The sequence below is a fragment of the Sphingomonas gilva genome, assembly GCF_003515075.1.
GTDB classification, from domain to species: Bacteria; Pseudomonadota; Alphaproteobacteria; order Sphingomonadales; family Sphingomonadaceae; genus Sphingomonas; species Sphingomonas gilva.
In genome coordinates, this window is sequence record NZ_QWLV01000007.1 from 155467 (window position 1) to 173755 (window position 18289).

Here is an 18289-nt window from a genome sequence, read left to right on the forward strand (position 1 = left end):
CCCGCAAGCACCGCCAATCCTTGTGGCGGGTGTTCGCGATGCCGATCGTGATCGCCGTGCTCAGCGTCATCGGACTGGTCAGCGCATTAACCGGTGAGGGAGTGCGCGACATCCTGTCCTGGCTGACGCTTGGCGTGCCCGTCGGCGCGGCGGGCTGGGCTTATCATCATCGACAATTCCGGGGGAAATCTTGACCAGCTTCGCCACGCGTCTGCTTGCCGGCGCCGCCGCCATCGCGCTCGCCGCCCCTGCCTTCGCGCAGGATGCCGAAAGTGGCGAGGACATCATCGTCACGGCGCAGCGCGAGAACCGCACACAGGTGGAGCGCGGCGGCAGCGTCGGCGTGCTGGGCGACAAGCCGGCGGAGGACGTGCCCTTCGCGATCAAGAGCTATTCGGAGGCGCTGATCCTCAACCAGCAGCCGCAGACGCTGGGGCAGGTGCTGGAGAACGACCCTTCGGTGCGGCTGAGCTACGGCTTCGGCAATGCGGCCGAGCTGTTCATCATCCGCGGTTTTCCGCTGTTCGGCGACGATATCGCGATCGACGGCCTCTACGGAATCACCCCGCGCCAGCTGATCGCGCCCGAGCTGTACGACAGCGTGCAGGTGCTGAACGGCGCGAGCGCGTTCCTGAACGGCGCCGCCCCCGGCGGATCGGGCATCGGCGGCAACGTCAACCTGATGCTCAAGCGCGCCGAACGGCCGCTGACGCGGGTCACCGCCAACTTCACCGAAAGCGGGCATTTCGGCGGAGCGTTCGACGTCGCGCGGCGCTTCGGCGGCGGCGCTTTCGGCATCCGGGTGAACGGCGCCTACCGCGCCGGCGACGTATCGGTGGACGACGAATTCCGCCGCACCGCAGTGATCGGCGCGGGGCTCGACTGGCGCGGAAGCCGCGCGCGCCTCTCGCTGGACGTCGCCTATCAGCGCGTCGAGGTCGACCGGCTGCGGCCCAAGGTGACGATCGGCGCGGGGCTGACAGAGGTGCCGGCGCCCCCGCCCGCGGGCACCAACTACGCCCAGCCCTGGACCTTCACCGAGCTGACCGACCTGTTCGGCGTGGTGCGCGGCGAATACGACCTGTCCGACAACGCGATGGTCTATGCCGCGTTCGGCGCGCGCGACGGGTCAGAGGACGGCATCTATAGCGGCGTGGAAGTGGTCAATGCGACGACGGGTGCCGCGACAGGCAGCGCGCTGTTCGTGCCGCGCACCGACAACAACGAGGCCGCGCAGGCAGGCTTGCGGGTAAAGCTGGCGGGCGGCGGCATCAGCCACGAGATCAATTTCGGCGGGTCGCTGATCCGCCAGGTCAACCGCAACGCCTACGACTTCCTCGGCGGCTTCGACGGGTTTGCGACCAATCTATATGATACGCCGGCGATGCCGCTGCCGCCGACCGGTTTCGTCGGCGGCGATCTCGACGATCCGTTCGCGGTCGGCCGCGTGCGGCTAGGCAGCGCGTTCGCCTCGGACACGATCGGCATCCTCGGCGATCATGTGCTTTTGACCGGCGGCCTGCGGCTGCAGGCGATCAATGTGAAGAGCTATCTCTACAGCGACGGATCGCTCGACACCGAGTATCGCGAGAATGCGGCGAGCCCCGTCGTTGGGCTGGTGGTCAAGCCGGCGGAAGGCCTGTCGCTCTACGCCAACCGCATCGAGGGCCTGGCGCAGGGGCCGACCGCGCCGATCGATCCGCTGCTGGTCAATTCGGGCGAGGTGTTCGCGCCGTTCGTATCGGCGCAGTATGAGGTGGGCGGAAAGCTGGCGCTGGGGCGGTTCAACGCCAGCCTGGCGCTCTATCAGACCAGGCAGCCGAGCAGCTTCACCCGGCCGGTCGACGCGTCCGATCCCGACGGGCCGCGCGTCTTCGTGGTCGAGGGCGAGCAGCGCAATCGCGGGATCGAGCTGGCGCTGGACGGCGAGCTGGCGCGCGGGCTGCGCTTCATCGGCGGCGCGTCGATCACCGAGGCGAAGCTGACCAACACCGGCGGCGCCGCGAACGAGGGCAACAGCGCGGTCGGGGTGCCCGACTATACGATCAACGCCCATGTCGAATGGGACCTGCCGTTCGTCCCCGGCGCGACGTTGACCGGACGGGTGGTCGACACCGGCGCGCAGTGGGTGGATGCGGCGAACACGCTGGAGATTCCCGGCTGGACGCGCTTCGATCTGGGCGCGCGCTATGTCGTCGCGGTGGCGGAACGCCCGCTGACATTGAGGCTGACGGTCGATAACGTCACGAACGAAAGCTATTGGCAATCGGCTTATGACAGCTTCTCGCCGAGCGTGCTGCAGGGGGCGCCGCGGACGGTGAAGCTGTCGGCCTCGATCGAGCTTTAGAAGGCGAGGGGCCGGGCAATGTTTCGCCCGGCCCCGGGCTTTGTGCGCCCGGTGAGAGCGCCTGGTTCAGCTATTCTCAGGCCGCAGCCGCCGCGAGCAAAGCTCGCGCCGGCGGACGGGCTTTGCCCGCTGGCCGGGCTTGCGCTGATCGCGCGGTCGTGGCCGCGCGGCGCTGCGCCCTAGGGTCCAAACCCAATTAGGACAGGGATCGTGATCGCCCGGAGAGGATGGCCGGGCCGCCATGTCCCCCGGACATGGCTGAAGCTGCCGGGGGCAGCTTCACCCGACCATCTGGCAAGGAGCGCGGCGCAGACGCGTAGCTGGTGCTACGCGCAAGCAAGCGACGGATGTGCAGGCCGCCGTGTCCCCCGGACACGGCTGGAACGATGCGGGGCATCGTTCCACCTGCACATCCAGCGGGCCTCTCCGGGCGACCGCCTCGGCGGCGGGCGGCTTTTGGCGCACAGCGGCGTCGGGGCTCCCCGCAAAGTATTACTTTGCGGGGGCCCGGCCGCGCGTCGGTCACGATGCTTCAGCATCGCTCCCTCCTTGCTCCTAGCCGTGCGCCAAAATCCGCTCCGTCACGACCCTGTCCTAATTGGGTTTGGACCCTAGAACGGCAGCCACTTCTGCTTTTCGGAGAACTTCATGTAGCCGACGTTGGCGCCCAGCCGCCAGCCGACGCCCATGCGGATCGGGATCAGCACGGTGTCGCCGCTGCGCATGTACGACGCGGCGAACCCGCCGACGAAATAGACGCGGCCTTCCGCCGCCGGGAACCGCTTGTAGAGTTCCTGGCTGTCGTAGAGGTTGTAGACCAGCACGAAGGTCTTGTTGGCGTCGCCGCCCACGTCGAAGCCGACCGACGGTCCCGTCCAATAGACCGGGCGCTGGCCCTCGATCTTGTGGAACATCGTGCCCGAGCCGTAGCGCAGGCCGACGACGAACGCGCCCGACGCCTCCTGCCCGGCGATATAGGCGTTGGGCTCGCCCTGATCGCTCAGGATATCCTCGATGATGCCGGCCAGCCCCTCGGCGCCCTTGCCGAACACGCCTTCGGCGGCGTTGATCAGATCGTCACGCTTGTAGGTATTGGCGTCGGCGGTGGCGGTGTATTGGCCGTCGATCGACGGCTGGGGCAGCGTGCTGCCGGGCGCGGGCGGCACCGTGACCGCCTGCTCCTGCTGCTGCTCATATGGCTGCTGTTCTTGCTGTTGCTGCGCCTGCTGATCCTGCGGCACCACGGGATCGGCGGGCACGGCGGGATCGTCATAGGTGTAGCTGGGCGGGTTCTGGTTCTGCGTTTCCGCCTGCGGATCGTAACCGGGCGCCAGATCGGCGTCGATCGCCTCGTTGGGATCGATCTCGCGGATCTGCGCGGCGAGCGGCGTTGCGCCCATCAGCAGCAGCGCGGCGGCGGCGATGGACAGGCGTAGGTGACGTAACATCGCTGAATAACCCCCCGGGGATGCGACCCAATTGGGGTGATTAACGCAGATCGCGCCTGCACCGGCAATGAACGGGGGCAGGGCGCGCGACGAGCCGAATCCGATTCGCGCCAGAGCGAGTCCCGCTGCGCGGCCGAATGCGCCAAACTGGCCGTTGACCGTCCGGCCCGCCCCCCGCTATAGCCCGCGGCCTGCTGGCCATCCGGAGACGTGGGTGAGTGGCTGAAACCAACGCTTTGCTAAAGCGTCATACGGGCAACCGTATCGAGGGTTCGAATCCCTCCGTCTCCGCCAGGACCCCTTCCGCAGGGGTCCGTAGAAGTCCACCGAGATTGACGTTTCCCCTGAAAACTGACGCTTAGCGGGTCAGATCGACCACAGCCGTCCGCACGCCTCCGTCCTTGGCGTGGTCTCGGCGCGTGGTACCGGCATGGAAAAACGTGGTATCGGAGACAGACCTTGCTGAACGACGCAAAAGTGCGGTCCGCTAAGCCGCAAGCCAAACCCTACAAGCTCACAGACAGTCATCGACTTTATCTGCTGGTTTCCCCGAGCGGCGGAAAGCTCTGGCGATGGGGCTTCGCCTATGACGGCAAGCAGAAGACGATGGCGCTCGGCATTTATCCGATGGTCAGCCTCCTCGACGCGCGCGCCAAGCGGGACGAAGCCCGAGCCCTGCTCGACCAAGGCAAGGACCCAACGGTGGTTAAGAAACTCAGGATTGAAGCCAACATCGAGGCGGGTCGCAACACGTTCGAACGCGTCGCGCGCGAATGGCATAAGACGTACAAGGCGCAGTGGGCGGCCGTACATGCCGACGACGTGCTGCGTAGTCTGGAGCGTGACGCATTTCCCGGCATCGGAGCGCTGCCCATTTCCGAGCTGACGCCGCCGAAGATTCTCGAAGTTCTCAGGGCGATCGAAGACCGCGGGTCGATCGAAACTGCCAAGCGCGTGCGCCAGCGGATTTCGGCAGTCTTTGTGTACGCGATCGCCCAAGGTATGGCGCAGACCGATCCGGCCGAGAAGCTGGGCGCGGTGCTTAAGCCGCTTCGACGGGGAAGGCAGCCGGCGATCACGGATCTCGCGCGGCTCCGGCAGATGATCAAGGATGCGGAGGAGGACTATGCTCGGCCTGTCACCCGCCTCGCGCTCCGATTTCTTGCGCTCACCGCGGTCCGCCCCAACGAGCTGCGCGGTGCCCGATGGGACGAGTTCGGAGAACTGAATGGACCGAGGGCTCTTTGGTGCATTCCTGCCGCTCGGATGAAGGGCAACCTCGATCGGAAAGAAGAGCTAGGTGGCGATCACCTCGTCCCGCTCACAAGTCAGGCTGTCACCGTGCTTCGCGCACTGTGGCCGCTGACTGGCGGTTGTGAGCTCTTGTTTCCGAGCAACAGGCATGCCCACCGGCCTATGAGCGAGAACGCCATTGGCTATCTACTCAATCGTGCAGGTTACCATGGTCATCACGTACCGCACGGGTTTCGAGCGACATTTTCGACGATCATGAACGAGTGGGCTGAACGAGAGGGCAAGGAGCATGATCGCAAGATCATTGATCTCATGCTTGCTCATGTTCCCAAGGAGAAGGTCGAAGGAGCCTATAATCGCGCCGCCTACATGCCACGGCGTCGAGAACTGGCGCAGGTTTGGGCCGACATGGTTTCGAAGGGGCTACCCGCGCCTGTCGTCCTTGTTGAGCGGCCGTCGAAGCCAATCGGCGACCATTCCCGGCGACGGCTGCCCCGGGCTGTGCCGGCCGATTTCAGGTTTCCCGAGAGATCAAAGGCTGCTTAGCCACTACCGGCCACTATTCGATCGGAAACAGCCCGCCGCTTCTTCCGGGACCGAAAAACGACGGGACGCGCTTAAGAGCGTCGCCTTCTACGTCGGACTATGGCAACCGGATTATCCTCGGCCGCCTCGCCGGCGCCAAGCGCCAGTTCCTCCTGTGCCGACGCCTTGGCTTTTTTGCGATCCGCCGATGCTTTCGTGCGAGCCGCCCTAATCGCCGAAGCCCGCGCGAGATCGAGTTCCCGTTCGTCCGCATAGAGGAGCTCGCCGTTGTCGATCACGAATTGGAGCGGCACCTTGGGATTGTTGATGTCCTTTTGGCTCCCCAGCCACTTCTGCTCCCAGGCCGAAAAGTATACTTCGAGCTTCTCGGCCGGCATGAAATAGGCCCGTCGCATCTCGATCCCTTCGTAGATCGCGAATACCCAGCAAACCTGCCGGTACTTATTGATAATGGGCACGTTGATGTGATGGTTGGTGGAGAAGCCGGCGGTCAGCCAGATATTGACGCTTTTGAGCTCATATTCGCGACCTTCGACATCGACCGCGTCGTTCCCCTCGCGACCAGGAATGCCCTGGAGATTGAGGGCCAGCAGCATTTGCAGAATCTTGCCGCCATTGTCCTGGAAGATGTCGTCGATGCCGTGTTCGCTCGCCAGAGCCTGGAATTCTCGGACGGCGGGCATTAGCCGCTCCAGCTTTTCCCAGTCCGAGTGTCGCGCCATCAGGAGACCAGTTCGGCGATGCCGACGCCAAGCGCCCTGGATAATTTCTCGAGGTTGTCGATTCCGACGTTACGCTCGCAGCGCTCTACCCCGCCGAGATAATTGCGATGCATGCCCGCCAGGTCGGCCAGCGCCTCCTGGCTCAGCGATCGCTCGGCGCGCAGCTTTCGCAGGTTGCGGGCGAGGACAACTCGTGCACTATCGGGATCGTCACTTATCACGCAGATCAGCGTTGAACGGCGACCACTATGAGTCTACACACTATAGGTGTGATCGGGAGTTTGTCGTTGAAGATTGACGCGTTATCCGGGCTGGAGCCAGCCTACGCCACCAAGAGCGGTTCGGCCTTTTGCGGCGACTCCCGCGAGCTGCTGAAGTGCCTGCCCGACGAGAGCCTGGACCTGGTGATGACTTCGCCGCCGTTCGCGCTCCAGAGGCAGAAAGCCTATGGCAACCGCGACCAGGCCGAGTATCTCGACTGGCTGATGGACTTCGCCTCGCTGGTCTACGTGAAGCTCAAGCCGACCGGCAGCTTCGTGATGGACGTCGGCGGCGCCTACCAGAAGGGCGTGCCCGCGCGCAGCCTCTATCATCTGCGGCTGCCGCTCCGTTTCTGCGACGAGGTCGGCTTCTTCCTCGCCGAGGATTTCTACTGGTACAATCCGGCGAAGCTGCCGAGCCCGATCGAGTGGGTCAATAAGCGCAAAATCCGCACGAAGGATTCGGTAAACAACCTCTGGTGGTTCTCGAAAACTGAGTGGCCGAAGGCCGACGTGCGTAAGGTGCTCGTCCCTTACTCGGATCGGATGATGAAGCTGATTGAGGACCCGGAGAAATTCTACACTCCGAAGGTACGCCCTTCGGGTCATGATATCGGCGCTGGCTTCGGCAAGGACAATGGCGGCGCGATCCCGTCGAACCTGCTGCAGATCCCCAACACCGAGTCGAATGGCGGCTATGTTGCGGGATGCAAGCTGGTCGGTGCGGACCGTCATCCGGCACGCTTCCCGGCCAAACTGCCGGAATTCTTCATCCGCTTCCTCACCGATCCCGGTGATACGGTGCTGGATATCTTCGCGGGTTCGAACACGACCGGCGCCGTCGCCGAAGTCGAGGGCCGTCACTGGCTCGCCTTCGAGGAACGGCTCGACTATCTCGCGGCGAGTGTCTTCCGCTTCCTGCCCAAGACGACGGCCGCCGATCGGATGCGGGACGCCCATGATCGGGTGGCCGCCGGTGAGACCGTGGATTTGCGAGAGTATCTCCCGCAGACGGAAATGTTCGAGGCCGCCGAGTAGCCGGCCGCGCGACTAATCAATTGCTCCCGAGCCGATCACAGTGCGGCGGCTTCAGGCCGCCACGCGATCCATTGCCTGCGCCTGAAGAAGTCCCGTCTTGCGATCGACGCCATAACCCGCCTGTCGAAGCGCGATCAGAACGTCGCTCAGATGCAGCTCATCAAGAAGGAGGTGGCGTTCGATCGCGCGCCGCAGGATGTCTGCATAGAGATGACTGGGACTGGGCATCGACCCGATTCTCATCCCGGCGATTGCCTCCCTGATCAGCTCCGCTGCGTCGGCTGGCTCCGGCTTCTCCATGATCTCCGCGCCCGCCGCATCAGGTTTCTGCACCGTGATGATGAGATCGACTGTCACCACGCCCTCCGATCCTGAACTGAGACCTTTCACGGAGCGCTGGCCCTTGTCGAGGATCGCGACATGGATGGGGGCGCCGACGAAACCGGCGTCGCGCAGCGCCCGCTGCACCAGTCCCCAGATCCGGCCATTGCTGTTGCCGAACACGACCGACATGAAGCGGCCGGGCCGGAGGACGCGGAAGGCCTCCGAGAAAGCGCCGCGCAGCAACGTCTCGTAGCGTTCGGACGAGCCGGCCTTGCGCGTGCCCGTCGTGTGGACCACCGCCTCCGACGCATTGGCGGTCGTCGTGCCGAGCCATGCCTCATGGAACAGGCTCATATCGCTGTAGAAGATATTGCTGCCGAACGGCGGGTCGGTGAAGACATAGTCGACCGACGCATCCTTTAGGTGTGCGAGCCGATCGGCAGACGCCAGGCCATAGGTCACCGCCTCGGGCGCGGCATCGCCTTGCTGACTGGCCAGCTCTAGGTCCGCGCGGATCGCGGCTTCAACCTTGCGCCCGAATAGCTCGAAGATGTTCCATTCATAATAGACAGGTGCAATGTAGTAGGTCTGGTTCTGGGCGTTGAGTGGACGCTTGGCGCTCCACTGATAGCGCCGCGACGCCCTCGGCAGGATCGCGGTGAAGGCGAAACGCAACTTCTTCTGGATATCGGCGTCGTTGACCCTCTCGATGGCCCGCCACAGTTCGAGCAAGGCGATGGCGTTACGGGCTGAGAAGAAATCGGCAGTGCGGGTCAAGCCGGCCTTCCCAAGCCCCGATCGGCTATACATTTCACGGGTCGAGTCGATCGACTGTGACGGCACCAGCGTCATGCGCGGGTCTGCGAGCGCGAGGGCGATGCGGGTTTCGTCCAAAGGGCTGATGGTCTGGGCGACCTGTTTGCCCGAGACGCCATCGACAACGACTTCGACTGGCACATCCTCGCCGCGTTTCCAGCGCCGCCGCTCGAACGGCGCTTCGCACGAAGGGCATTGTTTGGGTGGAGCGCCGTCCGGTGAGACATGCTCGAAATAGACCATCTGCTCGGCGCATGCGGGGCAGTAATAGGTGAACGACCAGACCGCGCGGACCATTTCGATATCCGCGCCATCGGCCTCACGCCGAGTCTGATAAAGGTTGCCGATGGCCAAGCGCGCTTCGGCTGCGACCTGTGCCGCGACAATGCGGAGCTGGCCGGCCGCAACCTCCGCCAGATACCCCGAGCAGATATGCTGGCCGAGGACGGAAATGTCGCTGAGCGCCGCGCGACGACCCCGGGAGCGTGCCGCAAGGCCCGTCATGCCCGAGCCCGCAAAAAAGTCGGCGATCAGTTCACCGGGCTTGGAGAAGGTGTCGATGAACGGCACGATTGCGGCGATCGGAACCTTGGTCAGATAGGCGTGGCAATTATAGACCGGATCGGTGCGTGGCGCGGTCACGGTCGAGGGGAGGCCATCGATATCCAGGGGCATCGCAGTTCCAGATGTGAAACTCAGAGTCTGTAGACCTATCGTTTACACGTTCCTAGCTTCGCCGCAAGTTCGGACGGGGCAAGATAGTGGGCCAAACTGACCCTAAGACCATACTCGCCCGGAATATCCGACGGCTACGACAAGCCAGCGGCATCTCGCAGGAAGAGCTTGCGTCGCGTGCCCAGCTCCATCGCACCTACATCAGCTCAGTGGAGCGCCGAGAGCGCAACGTCTCGCTCGAGAATATCTTCAAGATCGCCCAAGCGTTGGGTGTTCCCGCCACCGTTCTTCTCGAGGATGAGGGGGGCGCCTGATGGGATTCAAGGTCGATTCCAGCTTCCTGCGATATCTTACGATGGGCGCCCGTGGGACGCGGCAGGTGATTGCGGAACTCGAGGGACTGGGTTTCGAGCCCATCGAGCTCGAGCGCTACTGCACGTCGAACAAGATCTGGGCGACGAAGGTCAAGCGGCTGCGGCTGCCCGACCTGATATGTGTGAAGACCGGCCTGAAGGTGGAGGTCAGGGCCAAGAGCGCGTTGACGATTAAGATGAGCGATGCGCCGGCCAACCCCGACCGTGTCTGGGACGCAGGCGCCGAGGACGAGGACGTTGTCGCGTTCATCGCGTGCCGGAACGGCCCGGGTGGACCATTCCCCGCCGATCACGCGGCGTATTTCGACATCGGCTCACTCAGGCGGTCGGCCCGGAAATCTATATTAGGACCAGCCAAATCGGCATCCGAGGGCGCCGAGCGCGATCGGACTTGGCCCTCGACCGTACCAAAGAGGTCAGGAACGGTGTTGTCCGTCACGCGGGACAAGCTGCTCGTCCAGATGGAGGAGCCCGCCCGTAAACAGTCGTTCAACGTGGCAGGTCGGAACGTCTATGTCGCAGCCGGTGATCGGTTCGAGGCTGGCATGACATTTCTTGCCGGGGTGCCGGACCGGATGGCCGACCTCTCGCCGCATCTCGCGCGCCGGTACGATCCGGTGAAAGGCCTGCGAAGCGCTCGGGCGGTCGATCGCTATGCCGCGGCAAAGGCGGTGCGCTTCCGTCCGGAACGTGAGCAAGCCGCGTTACCGCTCTTGGAGAGGGCCTTGAAAAGCGAGCGCGAGGCCCGGGTTGCCTTGGAGGTCGCCGGCACGGCAACAGCACTTGGCTTGGCTGCGGGACAAGGCCGTATTGCCGACTTCCTGTGGAGCGATGATGCTGCCGATCTGAGCATGGAAGCCATCCTCATTCTCACCGAGATCGGTGGAGACTTCGCGCGCGAGCAACTTGCCCAACTTGCGGCCGATCCGGATTTCGAAGGCGACGAACGTCGGCAAGCCGCCATCTGGGGCTTGGGTAAGGCTGGCGTGAAAGCGTACCACGACCTTCTACCCTATCTGAACGACGCGGACGAGAATGTCGCTTTTCACGCAATCGCGGCGTTCGGTCACGACACGCCCCGTCCTATCGTCCAGCGGCTGGTCCGTGCTCTCTCAAATGGGGAGCCAAGCCTTGCACCGGCGGCATCTGAAGCGCTGCGCGTCATCGGCGGGCGAAAGGTACTTGAGGTGCTGGTGAAGGCGATCGAGCAAAGCGGCTCCGACTTCGCCTGGGGCATGGCGACACTCGGACGCCTTGAGCCAAAGCTGGTGCGCGAGGGATTGCGCGGTTCGCCCCTGCTAGCCCAGCTCGAACCAATGCTATTGATGGCTCATGGCGCCAACTGGCTCACAGCGGAAGATGCCGTGGTCAACTTCGCGTTTTTGCTGAAGCAGGATCTCTATGCGCCCGTAAATTAGGTACCGTGTCACTCCTCTTCACGTCGGCGCCCTTCTTCCTCTCGGCGAAGCCGGTACTCTTTCATCACCGCCGCGAGCACCGCCACGCCCACGGTGATGTCGCCTGCCATGGCTTCCAGCCGCTGGATCTTGGCGTCGCGGAACGACCGCCGTGGAGTACCGTCCCAGAGGTAAGACTGATCGAGCTCGAGAGCTGGCCCGTGGGAGGATAATCCCATTCCGGAAAGCGCGGCCGGGAGAAGTCGAAGTCCAGGTCGTCCATCTGTTCCGATTCCACAGGCGCTCCCACTTGCCGCGTCAGCATCCTCCTCGGCCTGTCCTTCTCGGTCAGCACATGCTTCTCGTGCTTAGTGCTCTCGCTGACAGCGAAGCCAATCGTCTTGCCATCGCAGATGAAAGCGGCTGCCTGGCTCCCAAGCGTGGACATCCGCATCCATTCACAGGCCCTAGCTCACGGGAGCGGTGGCGGGCATCGTGACATCAACGGGGTGCGCGGCGGCATCCTGTTCCGGATGTATTCGGCAGTATAGCGCGAACGCGGCGATAGCCGCGTAACAGAGGGCGGGCACGACAAGTGCTGCCCGAAGCGTTGTTGCATCTGCGACAAACCCGGTGAGCGGTGGCACGATGGCTCCGCCGACAATTGCCATGCAAATGATTCCTGAGCCCTCTGCAGCGCGGGGACCAAGACCCTCCGATGCGAGACTGAAAATGGTCGGGAACATGATCGCGTTGGTGAGTCCCACCAGGACAAGAGTGGTGCCTGAGAGCGTGCCGGTGGTGAAACCGGAGAGGGCGAGCAGCGCAATGGCGCCCAAGGCCACGTTTCCAAGCACATTGGCGGGCGGGAAGCGGCGCAGTAGCCAAGTGCCGATAAACCGACCAATCATGGCGCCGCCCCAGTAAAAGGCGACGCGCTCCCCCGCGGCCTGGGGCTCAAGCGCCAGCGTGTCGGGCTGCATCAGATAGTTGGCGAGCAGACTGCCGATCGCGACCTCAGCCCCGACATACACGAAGATTCCAGCCGCTCCGAACGCAAAGCGCGGGCGCTTGAGCAGGTCGAGCGAGCGCAAGGGGTTGGTCACCGATCGCCGCTCTTCGCGCAGCCGGTCGCGGCGTAGCCAGACCATCGCAGCGACCAAGACGAGGGCAGCTGCGAGGCCGAGATAGGTGCGGTCGATGACGCGGGTCTCGGCCGCTCGGAAGGCGGTGAGTGCTTCGCCGGAAAGCCTGTTCTCATCGACGGTGGCAAGGCTGCCGAGGATCAGAATCGCGCCGACATAGGGGAAGATGGTGGTGCCCAAGGAATTGAAGGCCTGGGCGAACGTCAGGCGACTGTGCGCGGTGCGGGGTTCGCCGAGCATCGAGATCAGCGGGTTTGCGACGACTTGGACGATGGTGATGCCGGAGGCGAGCACAAACAGCGCAGCGAGGAAGGTGACAAACAGGCCGGAGGAGGAGGCGGGAAGGAACAGCAGGCAGCCGGCGGTCATAGTGAGCAGGCCTGCGACGGCGGTGCGCATATAGCCGAGCTTCTGGACCAGCATCGCAGCGGGCAGCGAAATCAGCAGATAGGCGAGGAAGAACGCCGACTGGACCAGCATCACCTCCGCGTAGCTCAAGGCGAAGAGATGCTTGAGCTTCGGGATCAGCACGTCGTTCAGGCTGGTGATGCCGCCGAAGATGAAGAACAGCGCGAACACGAACCCGCGAAGGTCGGCGACCGAGCCGGTTGTGGCCGCGGCAGGTGCCGCGCCGGGCTGGGAAATTAGGGCCATGGCGTACTCCTGGCAGCGCTGTCGCCAGACGCCGTGATCGCGGGCTTTGAGATTGATCCGGGCACACCGGGATACAGCTTCATGAGGCCGATGGTTGTGCCGTTGGTCCAGCCGAAGCCATCCTGGAGCGGATATTCACCGCCGCCACCGGGCCTCAGCGTCACCACATCATACTTCTCGAGAAGCTTGCCGGTGTCGGCATAGACCTTGGCGACGGTGGTCAGCCAGCGCCGGGCGATCGTTTCGGCGAGCTGCGTCTCACCGTAATTCCTCAGGCCGCCCACCGCGATCCACTGGAGCGGTGCCCAGCCATTGGGCGCATCCCATTGCTGGCCGGTGGTGATGTTGGTGGTGACAAGCCCACCGGGCTTGAGGAGCTCGCGCTCGACAACGCGTGCGGTGCTGTCAGCTTCCGCCTGGCTCGCGACGCGAAAGAACAGCGGATAGAGGCTGGCGGCCGAGACGTTGCCGAGGAGCCGCTGCCCGGTCCACAGATAGTCGTCATAGAGACCGGTCGTCCCGTTCCACAGATGGCGACGCATCGCACTCGCACGTGCTCTGGCCTTGCCGCGGAAGATGGTGACGCAGGCTTGGTCATGAAGTTCGGCGCAGCCGTCGGCGATCGCGCCTTCGAGCCCGAACATCAGGCTGTTGAGATCGGGTGGCACGATATCGCTGGTACGCACCGAGCCGAGGCTCTTACCGTCGGCGAACCAGCGAGAGCTATAGTCCCAACCGCTCTCCGCTCCCGCGCGCAGGTTGCGGTAGACGAGGGACGCAGTACGGCCGCTGGCCGTCGCGGCCGTGACATCGACCCTGTATGCCTCGTCGCGCGGCGCGTCGCGATCATCCCAGTAGCGGTTGAGCAGCGCGCCGTTAGCCATGCGCACGACACGTGCCGCTGCTTGGCCGGGCTTGAGCCTATCCGCCCCATTCATCCAATAGCGGTATTCGGCCTTGAGGGCGCGCAGGTAGGCGGCGAACGCTTTGGCGGGATGCTCTGGATTGGTAAGTTCGACCATCTTGAAGAAGAAGGGCGGCTGCGACCGACTGAGATAATAGCTGCGGTTGCCGTTGGGGACGTGACCATAGGTCGTGATCAGGTGTGCGAAGTTGTCGACCATGCCGCGCTGGAGCTTCGCCTGCTCGGGCCCGAAACCCAGCATGGTGAAGTAACTGTCCCAATAATAGATTTCGGTGAACCGCCCGCCCGGCACCACATAAGGGTTGGGCAATGGCAGAAGCGAGGACCAGCTTGGTGTCGTGGGCGTGCTCCGCGTCAACAGCGGCCAGAGCTCTCTTATGTGCGCGCGAAGCGGCAAGCCAAAAGTAGGCTGAGCCTGCTGCGTAACCGGCGGTGCCAGCTTAAAATTGGCTGCGACAAAGGCGCGGAGCGCAGCATCGTTTGCTGGCCGATTGCCCGAATAGTCGCGTAGAATCTCAGCGGACGCCCGTCTTGGCTCGGCATCCGCCCAAAGCTTCCCGTCGGGAAAGAGATCGCTGAGTGCCACCTCTTCGAAAAAGGGCGCTAGTACGACCGACGGCGGAGGCGGAGCAGGCGTGGCTTGCTGCCCGGCTACGGATGATCCGATTGACAAGCCAATCAGCGCCGCGGTGGCGGTAATGCGCCGCACGAGCGCGCAGCCACCGAAGACCGGTCGCGATGCCTTCCCCAATGAGCGGGAATCAGTCATCGGCAGGTCCGAACCCACGCTTCCAGATCAGCATCGTCCTTAGAAATTCGCAGACGAGGACGCCGTGCTGATTGCGCGCGGCCGACCGCACCGTGACGATTCCCTGCTCCCGTCGCGACCTGGATTCCCGCTTCTCGGTCACCTCGGATTCGCCGTAGAGGGTATCACCGGGAAAAACCGGCGCCGGCAGTGTGATGTCCTTCCAACCAAGGTTGGCGACCGCTTTCTGGCTGACGTCACTCACGCTCATCCCCACCAAAATCGCGACCGTCAGCGGACTTGCCACTATTGGACGTCCGAACTCGGTCTTTCTGGCATATTCGGCATCGAAATGGGCTGGATGCGTGTTCATCGTGAGCAAGGTGAACCAGGTGTTATCGGCATCGGTGATCGTGCGTCCTGGCCGATGCTCATAGGTATCGCCGACAGCGAACTCCTCATAATAACGGCCGAAACTCTCGCGATAGCGCCCCTCGGCAACCTCGATCACACCATTCTTCATTTCATGCTCCTGCGAGATCCAGCATGCGCCGGAAGCGTGCTATGATGGGGGCCTCGAGTAGGCGCCCGCCAAACTGAATGGCGCTGCCGCCGGCTGCATCGAAGGCCGCGATGGCCGCGCGTGCCTCGCTGACCGATGACTCGCTGGGGCGGAAGGCAGCGTGAATGGCGTCGAGCTGGCTGGGATGAATCGCAGCCTTTGCGCAGAAGCCGAGCGAACGGGCGCGAGCGGCTTCGGTGGCCAAGCCATCGGCATCGTTTAAGTTCACGTGCGGTACGTCGATGGCCGGAACGCCGGCCGCTGCCGCAGCAAGGGTAATCGCGGAACGCGCAGCGAATAGCGGTTCCCAATGCATTTCCACCCCCAAAGCGGCAGCAAGATCGGCCCCGCCAAACATCAAGGCCGAACAGTGCGGCGACCGTGCAATATTTGCGGCATCGGCAATACCGCGGGGCGTTTCGACCAGCGCTATCAGTGCTGGTGCGCAATGCCCGTCGACACGCCGGTCTAGCAGCTGCGCCACTATCTCAAGGTCGCGAGCGTGCTCAACTTTCGGCAACATGATCGCCCGCGGGAGCCGTGAAGCATCCGCAAGCGACGCGATATCGGCAAGTCCTGCAAGCGTGACAACGCCGTTGATGCGTATCGCGAGGCGCTCCGTGTCGCCCTCCTCTAGCAGTTCTAGGACGCTGCGACGCGCCTCCGCCTTGGCATTCTGTGCAACGGCATCTTCCAAGTCCGCGCACACGACCTCGGCGCTCGATTGAAGCGCCTTTGCGAAGCGATCGGGCCGGTCGCCAGGCACGAATAGGAGACTGCGAAAGGCGCGCATAACTAATCCCGTGGCCGAGGGCGGCCCGGAGCATGCCGACAGGACTCCGACTGGCCCCGGACGGCCCGCGCCGGGACCTTTCTCCACGGAGTAGAGGCACCACGGCCGTGGTGTCAATAGTCCGGACTATAACTAAGGACTCCTCTAAAGGTACGATATCGACTGAGGGTTACGTCCGGACGCGCTCTGTGGCAGACAGCAGAAGGAACAGATAATTGCTGAGAGCCATGGGCGAAGCCGATCCAGCGCCAAACGGTGCCAAATACATGATCCTAGCGGACAAGCTGCGGGGGCGGCTCGAAGCAGGGGAGTTCGAAGTCGGCGCTCAGCTACCGACGGAGGATGATCTCTGTGACGCTTACAAGGTCAGCCGCTACACCATCCGCGAAGCGCTGCGCGTCCTCGAAGGACAAGGCTATATCCAACGTAAGCGGCGGGCGGGAACGCGCGTGCTCTCGCATGCGCCGGTCACGGTCTACCGTCATGTAACGAGCTCGGCGAGCGATCTCCTTCACTATGTACGCGAAACCACGGTTGCGTTCGAGAAGCCAATCCGAACGCAGGCCGATCGCGCCCTCGCACGATTGCTCGGCTGCGAGGAGCTGCGGCAGTGGTATCTCCTCAAAGGTGTTCGAATCGGCGTTGCGGACAATCGGCCGGTTGGGGCCGTCCAGGTCTATGTCGACGCGCATCGCATCGCGTTGCCCGACAAGGCGGATTTTGGCGGAAGGCCGGTCTATCAATGGCTGGCCGAGACCTACAATATTCGCGCCAGCGCTGTGTCGCAGGACATCAGCGCGGTGACGCTCAGCCGTGAAGAGGCCGGAATGCTCCATGATCGCGAAGCGGCGCCGGCGCTCCGGATCGTGCGGCGCTACTTCGATGAGCAAGATCGAATTTTCCAGATTTCGGTGACAACCCACCGCAGCGAGGATTTCGTATACAACACGCTGTTTCGCCTCGAGATCTGAGGGCCGCGCTCAGCAGCGGACCCGCGCAGGATCGTCGGCCGCTTTCGCTTTCGTCGCCGCTTTGACGGCAGCCGTGTCGGCGCCAAGCGCCGGGCCGGGGCGCTGCGGCAGGCGCTCGCCATTCACCCGGATCGGGTTGGCGAAGGCTCGCATGTCGGGACGCAGCGGGTGCGGTATCTGGCGCACCATGCCCGATTCATCGAGAAGGAACGGGTTCTCCAGTGCCTCTTCGAGGTCGTAGACCGGAGCAATCGGAAGCTTGCCCGCCAGCAGCTTCATCCAATGGGCGGTGGTCTGCGCACTGAAGCTTCGATCGAGCATCTCGGTCAGCGCATCGCGGTTCGCAAGACGGCCTTCCAATGCCGCAAAGTGGGGGTCCTGACCGAGATCCGTACGTTCGATTAGATCGGTCAGCAGGTGCCAGAACTTCTCGTTCATGCAGGCGACATAGACCCATCCGTCGGCGGTCCTGAAGAGCTGGACGGGCGTGGTCGACGGGTGGGCCGAACGCGGTGCGCGCGCCGTCACAGTGCGATCGTTCAAATACCATGTGCCTTGGTAGGCGAGCTGGTGGATCGCCGCATCGAACAACGACACATCGACGTTCGCGCCCTGCCCGCTTTGCTCAGCTGCTCGGATTGCGGCGAGGAGGCCGACCGACAGCATCATACCGCTCATATAATCGATCATCGAAACGCCGATACGCGTCGGTGGATTGCCCGGCTCACCGGTCAGTGCCATCAGCCCCGTTTCGGCCTGCATCAGGAAATCGTAGCCCGGCCAGTCCGCTCGGCTATTATCCCGGCCATAGGCCGAGATATGCCCGCACACGATCGCCGGATTGATCGCGTTGAGGCTCGCATAATCGAGGCCGAGCTTTGCCGGCAGGCTGCCGCGCAGGTTGTTCACGACGGCGTGGCTTTCAACCACCAAGGCTTCGAAGAAGGCGCGGTCCCCAGGATCCTTGAGGTCGACCACAATGCTCTTCTTGTTGAAGTTGAAGCACTGGAAATAGAGGCTGTCGCCTTCGCCCAGTGTCAGCGGGCGCGTGCGACGCGCAAAATCTCCTTCCCCGGACTCAACCTTGAGCACCTCCGCGCCGAGATCGGCCAAGAACATGGTGGCGTAAGGGGCCGCCCCAAATTGTTCGAAGCTAACGATGCGCAAGCCCGTAAGCGGCAGTGTCTTCATGAATCCTCCCATGCGAGCCGTTCACCGCTCATATAGTCCGTACTATTATGTAAACACATCGGACCTTTGTTGACAATGGTCCGGCGCTGCAATAGCGAT

Annotated in this window: 17 protein-coding genes and 1 tRNA gene; 8 read left to right on the top strand and 10 right to left on the bottom strand. The window is 63.5% G+C overall.

The genetic code is table 11. The features are described from left to right. The first annotated feature begins 38 nt into the window (after positions 1–38). Together D1610_RS14070 and D1610_RS14075 are read left to right on the top strand one after the other, a co-directional pair. Complete coding sequence (locus D1610_RS14070; protein ID WP_245942257.1) at positions 39–194, top strand: hypothetical protein; 156 nt, start codon at positions 39–41, stop codon at positions 192–194. Next, positions 191–2347: a TonB-dependent receptor gene (locus D1610_RS14075; RefSeq protein ID WP_118864813.1), complete on the top strand. Its 2157-nt coding sequence runs from the start codon at positions 191–193 to the stop codon at positions 2345–2347. The genes D1610_RS14070 and D1610_RS14075 overlap by 4 nt, the downstream gene beginning before the upstream one ends. A gap of 611 nt (positions 2348–2958) precedes the next feature. On the opposite strand, the gene D1610_RS14080 is transcribed toward D1610_RS14075, so the two are convergent. Beyond that, entirely contained in the window at positions 2959–3795 is an 837-nt protein-coding gene (locus D1610_RS14080) for a DUF1134 domain-containing protein (protein ID WP_118864814.1), read from the bottom strand. 204 nt (positions 3796–3999) lie between these two features. On the opposite strand from D1610_RS14080, the gene D1610_RS14085 reads away from it, so the two are divergent. Next, positions 4000–4089 (top strand) — tRNA-Ser (locus tag D1610_RS14085). A 165-nt stretch (positions 4090–4254) separates the two neighbouring features. Continuing rightward, positions 4255–5595, top strand: a complete 1341-nt coding sequence (locus tag D1610_RS14090) for a tyrosine-type recombinase/integrase (protein WP_118864815.1) — start codon at positions 4255–4257, stop codon at positions 5593–5595. Positions 5596–5666: 71 nt separating this feature from the next. On the opposite strand, the gene D1610_RS14095 is transcribed toward D1610_RS14090, so the two are convergent. After that, complete coding sequence (locus D1610_RS14095) at positions 5667–6317, bottom strand: PDDEXK family nuclease (protein WP_182466839.1); 651 nt, start codon at positions 6315–6317, stop codon at positions 5667–5669. After that, on the bottom strand, positions 6317–6538 hold the full coding sequence (locus tag D1610_RS17160; protein ID WP_182466840.1) for a helix-turn-helix domain-containing protein: 222 nt from the start codon (positions 6536–6538) through the stop codon (positions 6317–6319). Before D1610_RS17160 ends, D1610_RS14095 begins: the two co-directional genes overlap by 1 nt. Positions 6539–6604: 66 nt before the next feature. Here D1610_RS17160 and D1610_RS14100 point away from each other — a divergent pair, with 66 nt between their 5' ends. Then, complete coding sequence (locus D1610_RS14100) at positions 6605–7615, top strand: DNA-methyltransferase (protein ID WP_245942259.1); 1011 nt, start codon at positions 6605–6607, stop codon at positions 7613–7615. Between the two features lie 51 nt (positions 7616–7666). Here D1610_RS14100 and D1610_RS14105 read toward each other — a convergent pair whose 3' ends face one another. Continuing rightward, positions 7667–9430: a DNA methyltransferase gene (locus tag D1610_RS14105; protein ID WP_118864817.1), complete on the bottom strand. Its 1764-nt coding sequence runs from the start codon at positions 9428–9430 to the stop codon at positions 7667–7669. Positions 9431–9516: 86 nt separating this feature from the next. On the opposite strand from D1610_RS14105, the gene D1610_RS14110 reads away from it, so the two are divergent. Both D1610_RS14110 and D1610_RS14115 read left to right on the top strand, forming a co-directional pair. Beyond that, entirely contained in the window at positions 9517–9744 is a 228-nt protein-coding gene (locus tag D1610_RS14110; RefSeq protein ID WP_182466841.1) for a helix-turn-helix domain-containing protein, read from the top strand. Next, complete coding sequence (locus D1610_RS14115) at positions 9744–11222, top strand: HEAT repeat domain-containing protein (RefSeq protein WP_118864818.1); 1479 nt, start codon at positions 9744–9746, stop codon at positions 11220–11222. The genes D1610_RS14110 and D1610_RS14115 overlap by 1 nt, the downstream gene beginning before the upstream one ends. An 8-nt stretch (positions 11223–11230) precedes the next feature. Here D1610_RS14115 and D1610_RS17275 read toward each other — a convergent pair whose 3' ends face one another. The 5 genes from D1610_RS17275 to D1610_RS14140 form a co-directional block, all read right to left on the bottom strand. Beyond that, positions 11231–11440 carry a hypothetical protein gene (locus tag D1610_RS17275; RefSeq protein WP_118864819.1) on the bottom strand — a complete coding sequence of 70 codons (210 nt, stop codon included), beginning with the start codon at positions 11438–11440 and terminating at the stop codon, positions 11231–11233. Positions 11441–11668: 228 nt separating this feature from the next. After that, positions 11669–13000 (bottom strand): sugar MFS transporter, encoded by a 1332-nt coding sequence (locus D1610_RS14125; RefSeq protein WP_118864820.1) that lies wholly within the window; start codon positions 12998–13000, stop codon positions 11669–11671. Beyond that, positions 12991–14694, bottom strand: a complete 1704-nt coding sequence (treA, locus tag D1610_RS14130; RefSeq protein WP_118864881.1) for an alpha,alpha-trehalase TreA — start codon at positions 14692–14694, stop codon at positions 12991–12993. The genes D1610_RS14125 and treA overlap by 10 nt, the downstream gene beginning before the upstream one ends. After that, positions 14687–15196 (bottom strand): MaoC family dehydratase, encoded by a 510-nt coding sequence (locus D1610_RS14135; protein WP_118864821.1) that lies wholly within the window; start codon positions 15194–15196, stop codon positions 14687–14689. The genes treA and D1610_RS14135 overlap by 8 nt, the downstream gene beginning before the upstream one ends. Position 15197: 1 nt before the next feature. After that, positions 15198–16028, bottom strand: a complete 831-nt coding sequence (locus D1610_RS14140) for an HpcH/HpaI aldolase/citrate lyase family protein (protein WP_118864822.1) — start codon at positions 16026–16028, stop codon at positions 15198–15200. 227 nt (positions 16029–16255) lie between these two features. On the opposite strand from D1610_RS14140, the gene D1610_RS14145 reads away from it, so the two are divergent. Continuing rightward, positions 16256–16999, top strand: a complete 744-nt coding sequence (locus D1610_RS14145) for a GntR family transcriptional regulator (RefSeq protein ID WP_118864823.1) — start codon at positions 16256–16258, stop codon at positions 16997–16999. Positions 17000–17008: 9 nt separating this feature from the next. Here the strand turns inward: D1610_RS14145 and D1610_RS14150 are convergent, their stop codons facing one another. Continuing rightward, positions 17009–18190, bottom strand: coding sequence for a CaiB/BaiF CoA transferase family protein (locus tag D1610_RS14150; protein WP_118864824.1), 1182 nt, complete (start codon positions 18188–18190; stop codon positions 17009–17011). Between the last annotated feature and the right edge of the window lie 99 nt (positions 18191–18289).